Here is a 12078-nt window from a genome sequence, read left to right on the forward strand (position 1 = left end):
GTCATCATGCCGGAATTGCCGGAAGTCGAAACAGTCAAAAGAACACTCAATCAGCTCGTGAAGGGCAAGGTGATTGACCGCGTTAGTGTCCATTTGGCGCGGATCATTCAGCGCCCCGATGATATAGATCAGTTTGCGTGGATGCTGGCCGGACACACCATTGAAGGTGTGGAGCGGCGCGGCAAATTTTTGCGGATCCTGCTGGACGGGCTCGTGCTCGTCTCCCATTTGCGGATGGAGGGAAGGTACGGGGTATACCAGAGCAGTGATCCGGTGGAAAAGCATACGCATGTCATTTTCCACTTTACCGACGGCACCGAGCTGCGGTACAAGGATGTGCGGCAGTTCGGAACGATGCATTTGTTCCAGCCCGGAGAGGAATTCCAGCTTCCCCCGCTCTCCAAGCTGGGATTGGAGCCGCTGGATCCGGCGTTTACGCTGGAGCGTTTCAAAGAAACGCTGAAGGGGAAGAAGACCAAAATCAAGGCTGTCCTGCTCAACCAGGCATATATCGTCGGCATCGGGAATATTTATGTGGATGAGTCGCTGTTTCGGGCGGGCATTCACCCCGAGCAGCCGGCCGATACGCTGACGGATGGGCAGCTCGAAGCGCTCCATCAGGCGATTGTAGCCACGCTCGCCGAGTCGGTTGAGGTGGGAGGATCCTCCATCAAGTCTTATGTCAATGGACAAGGTGAGATGGGCATGTTCCAACACCAGCTGAAGATTTACGGCCGGCAGAATCAGCCGTGCGTAAATTGCGGTACCGCCGTGGAGAAAACGGTCGTTGGCGGGCGCGGAACCCATTTCTGCCCGTCCTGCCAAACCTTGAAATCGTAACAATTCGAACTGGGCGTGCACCCCTTTTTTGTACCCTCCATATACTGAGGTAGAGATATCTTATGAAGCGGGGCTTCCGAATGCCTGATCCATGCAGCAGGCTTTTTCGGGGCACCGCTTCTGTCACAGGGAGGGAACGGGGTGCTCAGTCATGTTCTTGCACTGCTGCTGCTTGCGTTAGCATTAAGTTTGGACAGTTTTGGTGTCGGCATTACATACGGCCTTCGTCAAATGAGGATTTCGCCGTTATCGATAGCGATTATTTCTTTATGCTCCGGGGTCATCATCTATGTGTCCATGCAGGTGGGCGTGCTGCTGGCCCAATTCGTATCCCCTTCGATCGCCTCCATCATTGGAGCGGTCATCCTGATCATTATGGGCTCATGGTCGCTGGTACAGATGTGGATCCAAAAGGAGAAGAGCGGGGAAGGTAAAGAAGTCTTGGAAGCCAAAGACGCGGATGTCGCCAAGCAGGCTAAAGACGCCCAAACCAGCGGGATAGGGGGGCATGGCTTGCAAAGCTCCGGCGGAGAAGGTACACTGGACCCTGCCCAGCATGAAGCACCTGAACAGACGGTGTTTTCACTGGAAATCCGGAAGCTGGGCGTCGTGATCCGCATTTTGCGGACGCCGTCTTCCGCTGATATGGATAAGTCGGGCAGCATCTCCGGATGGGAGGCCATGTGGCTTGGTATCGCCTTATCCCTGGATGCGTTCGGCGCGGGTCTAGGCGCGGCATTGCTCGGATTTTCGCCGCTGCTGACCGCCGTCGTGATCGCTCTCTTCAGCGGCACCTTTTTAGTCGTCGGAATGAAGACGGGACTGCGCTTTGCGTCCCGAACGTGGATGCGCCGGTTTACGGTGCTGCCGGCAATATTATTAATTGTAATGGGAATAATGAAGCTGTTATGAGGTGAGTTAAGGATATGAACATCGGGTTAACCGGAGGAATAGCGACAGGAAAAAGTACCGTATCCGCCCTCTTAGTCAGCAGGGGGGCGCTGCTTGTTGACGCCGACGTCATCGCCCGGGAAGTCATGCTCCCGGGTCATCCGGTTTTGGCGGCGGCCGTTGAGCATTTTGGACAAGCCATCCTCCTTCCGGACGGAACGCTGGACCGTAGACGCCTGGGGGATATCGTGTTTCACGATCCCGGCGAACGCAAAGCTCTGAACGATATTACGCATCCTGCGATCCGTCAGGAGATCCGGGAGCAGATGCAGACCTTTGAACGGGAGCACCCGGACCGCCTGGTGGTGGTGGACATCCCGCTCCTGTTTGAATCGGGTCTGGAAGCGATGTTTGAGCAGGTTCTGCTGGTCTATGCCCCGTTTGAGGTACAGGTGGAACGCCTGATGGAGAGGAACCGGCTGACGAAGGACGAAGCGGTCGCGCGGATTCGTTCCCAAATGGATATCGAAGAGAAGAAGAAGCGGGCCGACGTTGTGATCGACAACAGTGGACAACCTTCCGAGACGGAGCGCCAAGTGGATGAATTTTGGAACCGGAAGGGCCTGCTATGAAGTTTTTACGCAAAAAAAGAGTGCTTCTTCTGTTGTTTTTAGGATTTGTCGTCATCCTGTTTTTTAATACGAACTGGATGTCGTGGTTTTACCCGATTCATTATAAAGAGAATATTCGTGAGCAGGCTGAGCGTTATGACGTCGACCCGTTCCTGGTGGCTTCGATTATCCGGGTGGAATCCAATTACAAGCTGGGCAAGGAGTCCAAGAAGGGGGCTCTCGGCCTGATGCAGTTAATGCCGGATACGGCCAATTGGGCGATGGAAAAGGCCAAGCTTCCCGAAGTGACGCTGGACCATATTAAGCATGAGCCGGAGGCCAGCATCGAAATCGGCACCTGGTATCTCAAAACGCTGTCGGAGCAGTTTAAAGGAAACCGGATTGCCGTCATCGCTGCATACAACGCGGGGCCTGGTAAAGTGGATGGTTGGCTGAAAAGGGGCGTATGGGACGGGACCTACGACTCGGTCAAAAATATTCCCATTGGGGAAACCCGGCACTACGTTCAGCGGGTCATTTATTACTACAATCAGTACACGCGGATATACAGCGAGTTCTAAAGGGAGTACTGTTCTGTCGCTAAACATAACAAAAGAAGCATTGGAGAAGCTAGGTTAGCGTCTCCAACACTTCTTCGGGTATCAAACCGAATTAGAATTGACCAGCCAGTTGTTGTTCAGCCAGGGTCACCAAACGTTTAGTGATAAGTCCCCCGATCGAACCGTTCTCATATGCAGTCATGTTGCCTTGGTATCCGTCTTGTGGGATGCTGATACCCAGTTCTTGAGCGACTTCATATTTCAATTGGTTCAGGGCTGCGGTAGCTTTAGGTACTACCAGGTTGTTGGAGCTGTTGTTGTTGGAAGCCATTGTTGTTCACCTCCTCGCTGTTTGTAAATGTATTATGTCTCGAAGCTCAGAAGTTCATTACTCTTTTTGAAAAGTTTTTGTTGGAAATTTAATACATTTCGGTGAGACGGCAAGTTAATCCCTGATGGGATAAGGGTTCACGGTATTCGGACCCTGTGAATGTTCGTGATTTTGTTCTATATACACCGTGATTTGCAAAGGAAGGGAGTTTACCATGAAATGTCCGTACTGTGATTATGCCGGCACGAAAGTGCTGGACTCACGGCCCGCTAACGAAAATAAATCGATCCGCCGCAGGCGTGAGTGCGAGAAGTGCAGCCGGCGCTTTACCACGTTTGAGATGGTGGAGGAAACGCCGCTGATGGTCATCAAGAAGGATGGAAGCCGGGAAGAGTTCAGCCGGGATAAAATCCTCCGCGGCCTGATTCGCGCCTGCGAGAAGCGCCCGGTATCCGTGGAGCAGCTCGACATGATCGTCTCCGAGGTGGAGAAATCACTGCGCAACACCGCCGTGGCGGAGGTGGAGAGCCGCCAGATCGGCGAGCTGGTGATGGAGCAGCTGTATCCCGTGGACGAGGTGGCTTATGTCCGCTTTGCGTCGGTTTACCGCCAATTTAAAGATATCAACATGTTCATGAAAGAGCTGAAGGGGCTGCTGTCCAAAAATACGGTGGAGGACTGACCGTAAGGAAGCATGCTGCTTTGCCGGTCCGTTACTGAGGATGCAACCATCTTAAAGAGCAAAAGGGCCTTCCAGGGCCTCTTTTGCTTTTGGTGGTGGCCATGGCATGGGAGCATAAGGCTGAACACTTGCGTGAGCTCCAAAATCTTTTTGGATTTTTTTATTGACACATGCATAAATCTTTGATAAATTATAAGAGTCGCTGATACATAATAAATCAGTAGAAAATATTAAGGGGCCTTAGCTCAGCTGGGAGAGCGCATCGCTGGCAGCGATGAGGTCAGGGGTTCGATCCCCCTAGGCTCCATAAGAAGAAAAACCCTTGGGAATCAAGGGTTTTTTTGTTTTTTTATTTTCAGTTTGGCTTAATAAAATTTGGATTTGGGGACGAATGGGGGACAAATGTTTATTATTACCTCTTTAATTCCCCTTAATTTGGTTCGTCATTTAATGCTTTTATTAAGAGGGTTACCTCATCTTCGTTAGGATCAAGGACATCTTTCATGATTCGGTGAAAGAATCGAATAAAAGTTGAAGTCAAACCACCGGTTTTACAATCCTTCCGTGCACCTTCCTGTTCGTAATGAGTCTAGATTACCGCATTTATTAGTAATTCGTTATGAAAATTCCGGTTCAAATCTCACAGCCTTACGTGTTCCGCTTCTTCGCTACGAAGGAACAGCTACTGTTGTCAGCGCTTTCTTGTTTCTCGATTAGGACACCCCTTTGCCTGACGCCCCCGTCTTACATGTCAAGCCCGATCGGCATTTTGAGCTTAAGTCATGAGCGTGTCCCGCAAGAGTACGCCTCCTGATAATGCCCCCATTGAATGTCTGCAGTCAAGGGACGGGTAAGCCATACACCTAATCTCTTCCCCGGCTTATGCCAAACAGAACGGCAATATCGTCGTTTGGGGGATCGGCCTTACGGACCGGCCGGGGACAGCGGCGGAATCTGCCGAGCTGATCCAATGGTTCAAAAAACAGGGGCGTTTTTTAAAATTTATATGAATGGTTCTTATTTTCCCATTGAATAAGCTAATCAAATGATTTGTAAAAAAAGATTTTAAATTTAATATTGGTATGATATAGTGTTGTTACGTAACAATACGTGATCTATTTTATGCTACATAAGTTAATCATCGATGGGAGGTATTTACAATGTATCGGATGGGACGAAGATTGGGCTTGTTAATGTTGGCGGGTTTATTGGTAGTAATGACGGGGTGTAGCAGCAATAATTCTACTTCTTCAGCCAACGGGAATGGGGATTCGAAAGGCAAGACAACAACGCTTAAGTTTTTTCACCGCTGGCCCAATGAACCTAGAAATTCGTATTTCAATTACATTAAGGAGGAATTCGAAAAACAGAATCCGGGTGTCAAAATTGAGATGGAATCCGTCCTGAACGATAACTACAAGGAGAAAATCAAGGTTCTTGTCTCCTCGGGGGACATTCCGGATGTCTTCTCCTCCTGGTCGGACAGCTTTGCCGAAAGTCTGGTCTCCTCCGGCCGGGTTGAAGATCTTACTTCTATGTACGACTCCGATCCGGACTGGACAAAAACCCTGGTTCAGAATCAGCTGAAATCCTTCACTTTTGATGACAAAATATATGGTGTGCCTTTTACCATGGATGGAAAGGTCTTCTTTTATAATAAGAAAATATTCAACAAGCTGGGTCTGGAAAAACCAAAGACCTGGGACGAGTTCATAGCCCTGCTGGACAAGCTTAAGGCTTCCGGCTACGACACGCCGATTATCGAAGGCCTTCAGGATTCCTGGGCCGTAGGGCACTACCTGGGCACAATGAATCAGCGGATGCTGAGTCCGGAGGTGTTGGCAACTGACTATGCAGTGGGTACAGGCAAGTTTACGGATCCGGGATATCTACAAGTACTGAAGTATTGGCAGAAATTATCCTCATATATGGGACCAAACGCGACTTCCGTCAATCATGAAGCTACGAGAAATATGTTCATCGCCGGAGCAGTGCCGATCCATTATTTGCAGTTTGCCGAGCTAGGTTATCTGAAAAATAAACCCGATCTTGAGTTTGATTACTTTAACTTTCCGCAGTTCTCCGAAGGTAAAGGGAATCCCGAAGGTCTGACAGGTGCACCTGAAGGATTCATGATCAGCAAGGAAACAGCCAATAAAGAGCTTGCCGAGAAATTTGTAAAATTCATTGTCTCCCCTGAGAATGCAGCGAAGTTTCAGCAGGATGTAGGTTCTATGACAACTATAATAGGTGCGGCTACGAAGGAGAATTCCCCGCCGGGAACCCTGGAAGCGATCAAAGTGATCCAGAATGCGGCAGAAACCACCCCTTGGCTTGATAATGCGGTGGATCCCAGCGTAGCTGATGCCTTTATGCGTGGAGGCCAAGCCATTGCCGCGGGTATTGAGACGCCTGAAAATGTGCTCAAAGAAGTTCAAGCTGCAGCGGCGAAGCTTCAAGCCGTCAAAAAGTAGAAACGAAGTGCTTTAGCTGTGAAGAGGGGCTTCGCTCCCCTCTTTTCTTCTAAGATACAGGGAAATGCGTCTAACTGGGTTCCCGGGATAAAACAGGGGGAAAGTGATGAGAACAAGAAGAACGATAGCTCCTTATTTGTTTGTCTTGCCGTGTGTGCTGATGCTTGCAGTCTTCGTATATATGCCTCTGATCCAGAATTTCTTCTATAGCTTTCAGAATATCTCACTGCTGTCAGGAAAAAGCTCATTCGCCGGTTTGGATAACTATAAAACGCTTTTCTCCGACCCTGTTGTGGGCAAAGCCTTAATCAATAATGTGAAATATGCCGTGATCTCTTTAATCTGCCAGGTAGGATTTGGGCTGGTTCTGGCTGCCATCCTGGAGGAAGAGTTTCTGAGAAAGGTCTCGGCGGTATTCCGGACGATCTTTTTTATTCCCGTTATTATTTCTATTACGGTTATCTGTTTGCTATTTTCCTTCGTCTATAACCCGACGGACGGTCTGCTGAATATGTTTCTGCAAGCCGTGGGACTTGATGCCTGGGCTAAACCGTGGCTGGGTTCCGGTGCTACAGCCATTTATGCCGTTATTGCCGTATCGCAGTGGCAGAGTATCGGCTATTGCATGATGTTGTTCATTGTGGCCATTCAGAAAATTCCGCGCGACCTCTATGAAGCGGCCAAAATCGACGGGGCAGGCAGAGTAAAAGTCTTTTTCAGCATCACGCTGCCTCAGGTGAAAGAAATGATTTTTGTAAATTCACTTCTGACCATAACAGGGGCGTTCATGGTATTTAACGAACCCTTTATTCTGACCAAGGGTGGAGGTCCCGGAACCAGCTCTATTACGATTGCAGTTCTGATGTATCAGAACGGTTTTGTCAGAGACAACATGGGTTATGCCGCGACCATCTCACTGCTTATTTTTGTCATTACAGCAGTGCTGGCGCTCATACAGACATTATCATTCAGAACAGGGAAGGGGGACTGAAAATGGCCGGCAAGCTGCCTGTTTACAGACTCATTGTGCTGCTGCCTCTTCTGATAGGGGTAGTGCTGGTGATGTACCCGTTGTTCTGGATGGTGTCCTCATCATTTAAAAGCTACGATGAAATTTTTGGAGCTGTTTGGAATCTGCCAAGCGAGTGGTTGTTTTCGAACTACGCAACCGCCTGGACCAAAGGGATAGGCAATTATTTTATGAACAGTGTGATTGTCACCGTCAGCACGATTGCGGGCGTTGTCATCATTGCTTCACTGTGTGCGTATGGACTGAGCCGCTTCCGTTTCCGGTACAGCAAGACACTATTTATGTTCGTGCTCGGTGGAATGATGCTGGACCCGCAGGTGTGTCTGGTACCACTGTACAAGCTTTTGCAGAATTTAAATATTCATAATACGTATTTCGCCCTGATTCTGCCCTACATTGCCTTCAGGCTGTCGATCGCAGTGCTGCTTATCCGCTCTTATTTCCTGGGCATCCCCAAAGAGATTGAAGAGTCGGCAACCATAGATGGTTGTTCGGTCTTCCGGACCTATCTCAATATTTTCCTGCCCATGTCTCTTCCTATTATTATGACTACCATCATCCTTACCTCCTACTATGCCTGGAACGAGTTTCTGTTCTCTATTATCTTTATTGACTCTGACAAATACAGAACCATTCCGGCCGGACTGATGAACTTTAAAGATGCATTGTCAACCGATTGGGGAGTTCTGCTGGCCGGGCTGGTCATCTCTTCAATGCCGCTTATTATTCTATTTATTTTTATGCAGAAATATTTCATTCAGGGCATGTCTGAAGGCTCTGTAAAAGGCTGAATATCTCACATAAGAACTTGGGAGGATTTATCCATGAGAATGATTGCCGTAGGCGACAATGTTGCGGATTGTTATTTGGATCAAGGGCTCTACTATCCCGGAGGTAATGCCGTCAATGTGGCCGTGAACTGCAAGCGGAACGGGTGCGAGGAAGTGTCCTATATCGGTGTATTCGGGAATGACAAGAAGTCCGATCATATTATGGACTCGCTGGATAAGGAAGGAATCAGCTACCGTTATTCACGCAGAGTGTATGCGAACAGCGGCTCGCCCGGTGTGAAGCTGGTCGGCAATGACAGAGTATTCGTACGCGGTGCCCAGGATACAGCTCAGCATGTGCTTCGGCTGCGCCTAACGCCTGCGGATCTGGAATATATTGCGGGACATGACGTCTGCCATACCAGCTGTTATTCCAGCATAGAGAGGGAGCTTCCTGTAATTAAGGAACACTGCGATATTTCCTTCGACTTCTCCACAAGGACGGATGAAGATTATTTGGGGCAGGTATGCCCTCATATTAAATATGCATTTTTTTCGGGTGCGGAGCTTGACTCTGTGCAGATCGAAGCACTAATAAAGACCTGCCACCGATTGGGGACGGAAATTGTAGGCATAACGAAAGGAAGTGAAGGGGCGCTGTTCTCCAGAAACGGTATGCTGTACAAACAAGGGGTCACTCCAGCGGAGGTCGTGGATACGATGGGAGCGGGAGACAGCTTCATTGCCGGATTTCTGGTATCTTATCTAAAAAAAGGAGTTATGGAAGAGGCACTGCAGTCCGGGGCAAATTCTGCCGCGTATACCTGCACCTTTTACGGGGGGTTCGGGTATCCCAAACCCATAGGTGAGTAACTATACACCTGAATGCATGGTCACAAGCTGTTCATTACTTGAACAGCTTTTTGACATGTTATTTATTGCATACTAAACATACAAAACGAATTTGTCGCCTACGATATGCTGTTCCCCGTAATGAATGATTTCCATGGTGGAGGAAACAACGGTGCCCTGGGATAGCAGCAGCGGATAGCCGACCGGAATCTCCAAGTATTGTGCTTGTGCCGAATCGGCAAATACGGTCTGGATCGATTTGCGCTGGCGCATGAAGGAGACATCACGTTTGGCTTTGATAGTAGCGTACAGCGAATGGTTGTCCAAATTTTCCTGCAGCAAAAAGTTATAGGCATCTGTAAACACAGCGTAATCCAACATTACCGGAACTTCGTCGGCCAGCATAATGCGGCGGATCGCTACAAGACTGGAGTTCAAAGGAACATTCAGCGCTTCAGCCAGTTTGGAGGTGGCACTGATCTGCCGCTGTTCAACCAATTTGGAGGAAGGTCTAAGGTTGTTAAGCTTGCAAATTTCTGTAAATCCCAATACCGAGGGACCGAATTTCGCTTGAATCTTAGGTGTGGTGATAAAGGTACCTTTCCCTTGCTTGCGGTCAAGCAAACCTTCTTCAATCAATTCACTGATCGCAGTTCTGACCGTGCGCCGGCTGATCGAGTACATTTCGCATAACTCAAATTCAGTGGGAATCTTCTGCCCTGGCTTCATAATACCGGCTTCTATATCGGATTTGATAATGTCTTTTAACTGCACATAAAGAGGGATAATGCTATCCGGCTGTAATTGTCTCATTGCAGCTCCTTTTGAGAACGTTATTAGAGTTCAACTAACTATTATAACGTTGGCGATTATTGCTGTCAAAAGCCAACCACAGGTAATATATAATACTTTTTTTATAATGTAACCTGTTTGAACTTCAGTAAAAGGGTTGATTTCAGAGGATATGTATAGTAACATATAGGTACATTACGTTACATATAGTAACAAATAGGTGTTTCTGGCCTGCCGGAGATATCTACTACAAGAGGAGGAATTTATCAATGAACCAAGAGCATGTGCAACAACTGGAAGCAGCGATTCAGGCCGTAGCCCAAAGAAAGGTATCCAATTTCTATTTTGTAGCCTGCGGCGGCTCGCTCGCAAACGTTACACCAGCGCAATATATTCTGGATCGTGAGATTGAGATCCCCTCAGCCGCTTATTCCTCTAACGAATTTATTCACCGTTCCCCCAAAGCGCTTGGACCCGGTTCCGTGGTCATTACCTGCTCTCACTCCGGAAACACCCCGGAAACGGTTGCGGCAACGACATTTGCCCGTGAGAAGGGTGCATTAACGATTTGCCTGACCAATCTGGTGGATTCACCGCTCTGGGAGGCTGCGGAATTCAAACTGCATTACAATTATGCCCCTTATGGTGAGGCTCTCCGAGGGGAAGAGACCAGTATGGCTATCCTGTACCGGCTGGTATTCGGAATTCTCCAGACTTTGTATCCGAATGAGAAATATGCCAACGCGATCAGTTCCATTGAGAACGGCCTGCATGGTGTGTATGAACGGAATAAGGCCTTAACCTTGGAAGCTGCCAAAGCATTCGGACGCAATTACAAGCGGGAAAAGCTGATTTACACCATGGCCAGCGGAATTAACTATTCTGTAGCCTACTCTTTCGCCATCTGCCTGCTGCAGGAGATGCAATGGATTCATTCCAGTGCCATCCATGCCGGGGAATACTTCCATGGACCTTTTGAAATTACAGACTTTGATGTACCGTTTATCGTAATTAAAGGGCTGGGAGAAACCCGACCGCTGGATGACCGTGCTTACGATTTCTGTGCAAAATATTCCGACAAAACTATTCTGATTGACGCGGAGACTTTCGACCTGGAGGGAATCTCCCCGGATGTGCGTCCGTACTTTACGAACCTTGTAGCTGGTGTAGTACTCAGACAGTACGCACAGCATTTATCTGAAGAAACCGGACATGCGCTTTCGGTGCGCCGTTATATGTGGAAGATGGAGTATTAAAATATTCCAGCAAGTTCAATCGATGTAGGTCATATTTCTTAAGATCCAAAAAGTGAAACGGGAGCGGTAATGTTCCCGTTTCCTTTTAGTTTGATTCCCGTTTCGTTGTCCGGAATTTAGCGGATGGGTGAGGGATTGAAATGAACATTTATCGTTCAATAGATTTCTTGCATCGATTGGAGAGTAAGCCTATATCCAATAAAGACCCGGTCGATGCCAACCGGATTCTTGCCGAGTTGCATATCTTAAAATCAAAAAGAAGAGCCTTACCAATTCTCCTTTCTGATTTCAGCATACTATGTAACGGTTTTAGCAACAAACATGTATAATGGTGTTTAAAGATAGGAGGAGAGAGGCTATATGCAAAGAATTGCAATTGATATGGACGAAGTTATAGCTGATTTTAATCCTAAACACTTAAGAGTGTTCAATCGTGATTACAATGAGAATCTCACTTTGAATGACTTGATGGGAACTCGTCTTAGGGAATTGCGTCCTCAGTTTCAGAATGAGATTATTGCTTATTTGAATGACCCTACGTTTTTCCGTGATTTAGATGTAATGAAAGATTGCCAAGAAGTAATCAAGCAATTAAGTCAGCGGTTTGAAGTTTTCATCACCACAGCGGCGATGGAGTTTCCATCTTCTTTCACAGCAAAATATGAATGGTTAAAGGAACATTTCCCTTTTTTAGATGAGATGAATTTTGTTTTTTGTGGAGATAAGAGTATTATCCATGCGGATTACCTCATTGATGATAATGTAAGACACTTTCAAAGATTTAAGGGTCAAGGAATTTTGTTTACTGCACCGCATAATATAAATGAAACAGGATACGTTAGAGTTAACAATTGGCTGGAAGTACGGGGGTATTTTCTCAGATAATTTTGAACGATAGCTTTAATATTAACTGTATTAAGCTGGAAAGTAGAATGGAGTTCTTGAAAAGAATCGTAGATAGCATTAAAGATATGTGGTATGACCGAACT

At 47.5% G+C, this 12078-nt stretch carries 13 protein-coding genes and 1 tRNA gene; 12 read left to right on the forward strand and 2 right to left on the reverse strand.

Annotated features, from left to right (window positions below; genetic code table 11):
• Nucleotides 1–6 precede the first annotated feature (6 nt).
• The 4 genes from mutM to ABID47_RS09095 all read left to right on the forward strand — a co-directional run bounded on the left by mutM (nucleotide 7) and on the right by ABID47_RS09095 (nucleotide 2923).
• Nucleotides 7–840: a DNA-formamidopyrimidine glycosylase gene (gene mutM, locus ABID47_RS09080; protein WP_145025260.1), complete on the forward strand. Its 834-nt coding sequence runs from the start codon at nucleotides 7–9 to the stop codon at nucleotides 838–840.
• Between the two features lie 141 nt (nucleotides 841–981).
• Nucleotides 982–1752: a manganese efflux pump gene (locus ABID47_RS09085; RefSeq protein WP_354496032.1), complete on the forward strand. Its 771-nt coding sequence runs from the start codon at nucleotides 982–984 to the stop codon at nucleotides 1750–1752.
• A 14-nt stretch (nucleotides 1753–1766) separates the two neighbouring features.
• Entirely contained in the window at nucleotides 1767–2363 is a 597-nt protein-coding gene (gene coaE, locus ABID47_RS09090) for a dephospho-CoA kinase (RefSeq protein ID WP_354496034.1), read from the forward strand.
• Nucleotides 2360–2923: a lytic transglycosylase domain-containing protein gene (locus ABID47_RS09095; protein ID WP_076170451.1), complete on the forward strand. Its 564-nt coding sequence runs from the start codon at nucleotides 2360–2362 to the stop codon at nucleotides 2921–2923. Before coaE ends, ABID47_RS09095 begins: the two co-directional genes overlap by 4 nt.
• A gap of 91 nt (nucleotides 2924–3014) precedes the next feature.
• On the opposite strand, the gene ABID47_RS09100 is transcribed toward ABID47_RS09095, so the two are convergent.
• Complete coding sequence (locus ABID47_RS09100) at nucleotides 3015–3233, reverse strand: alpha/beta-type small acid-soluble spore protein (protein WP_076170450.1); 219 nt, start codon at nucleotides 3231–3233, stop codon at nucleotides 3015–3017.
• A gap of 214 nt (nucleotides 3234–3447) precedes the next feature.
• Here ABID47_RS09100 and nrdR point away from each other — a divergent pair, with 214 nt between their 5' ends.
• The 6 genes from nrdR (at nucleotide 3448) to ABID47_RS09130 (ending at nucleotide 9062) form a co-directional block, all read left to right on the forward strand.
• The gene (nrdR, locus tag ABID47_RS09105; RefSeq protein WP_076170449.1) at nucleotides 3448–3915 is read left to right on the forward strand and encodes a transcriptional regulator NrdR; all 468 of its coding nucleotides are present in this window, start codon (nucleotides 3448–3450) and stop codon (nucleotides 3913–3915) included.
• A gap of 234 nt (nucleotides 3916–4149) precedes the next feature.
• A tRNA-Ala gene (locus ABID47_RS09110) sits at nucleotides 4150–4222 on the forward strand.
• 853 nt (nucleotides 4223–5075) lie between these two features.
• Nucleotides 5076–6389 carry an ABC transporter substrate-binding protein gene (locus ABID47_RS09115; RefSeq protein WP_354496037.1) on the forward strand — a complete coding sequence of 438 codons (1314 nt, stop codon included), beginning with the start codon at nucleotides 5076–5078 and terminating at the stop codon, nucleotides 6387–6389.
• Between the two features lie 106 nt (nucleotides 6390–6495).
• Nucleotides 6496–7380, forward strand: a complete 885-nt coding sequence (locus ABID47_RS09120) for a carbohydrate ABC transporter permease (protein ID WP_354496039.1) — start codon at nucleotides 6496–6498, stop codon at nucleotides 7378–7380.
• Between the two features lie 2 nt (nucleotides 7381–7382).
• The gene (locus ABID47_RS09125) at nucleotides 7383–8210 is read left to right on the forward strand and encodes a carbohydrate ABC transporter permease (protein WP_354496041.1); all 828 of its coding nucleotides are present in this window, start codon (nucleotides 7383–7385) and stop codon (nucleotides 8208–8210) included.
• 33 nt (nucleotides 8211–8243) lie between these two features.
• Nucleotides 8244–9062, forward strand: a complete 819-nt coding sequence (locus ABID47_RS09130; RefSeq protein ID WP_354496043.1) for a PfkB family carbohydrate kinase — start codon at nucleotides 8244–8246, stop codon at nucleotides 9060–9062.
• 72 nt (nucleotides 9063–9134) lie between these two features.
• Here the strand turns inward: ABID47_RS09130 and ABID47_RS09135 are convergent, their stop codons facing one another.
• The gene (locus ABID47_RS09135; RefSeq protein WP_354496045.1) at nucleotides 9135–9854 is read right to left on the reverse strand and encodes a GntR family transcriptional regulator; all 720 of its coding nucleotides are present in this window, start codon (nucleotides 9852–9854) and stop codon (nucleotides 9135–9137) included.
• A gap of 248 nt (nucleotides 9855–10102) precedes the next feature.
• Here ABID47_RS09135 and ABID47_RS09140 point away from each other — a divergent pair, with 248 nt between their 5' ends.
• Complete coding sequence (locus ABID47_RS09140) at nucleotides 10103–11089, forward strand: SIS domain-containing protein (RefSeq protein ID WP_354496047.1); 987 nt, start codon at nucleotides 10103–10105, stop codon at nucleotides 11087–11089.
• A gap of 360 nt (nucleotides 11090–11449) precedes the next feature.
• Complete coding sequence (locus ABID47_RS09145) at nucleotides 11450–11974, forward strand: 5' nucleotidase, NT5C type (RefSeq protein WP_354496049.1); 525 nt, start codon at nucleotides 11450–11452, stop codon at nucleotides 11972–11974.
• Nucleotides 11975–12078: the final 104 nt, after the last annotated feature.

The sequence above is a fragment of the Paenibacillus favisporus genome (genome assembly GCF_040545415.1).
Classification (GTDB): domain Bacteria; phylum Bacillota; class Bacilli; order Paenibacillales; family Paenibacillaceae; genus Paenibacillus_AQ; species Paenibacillus_AQ favisporus.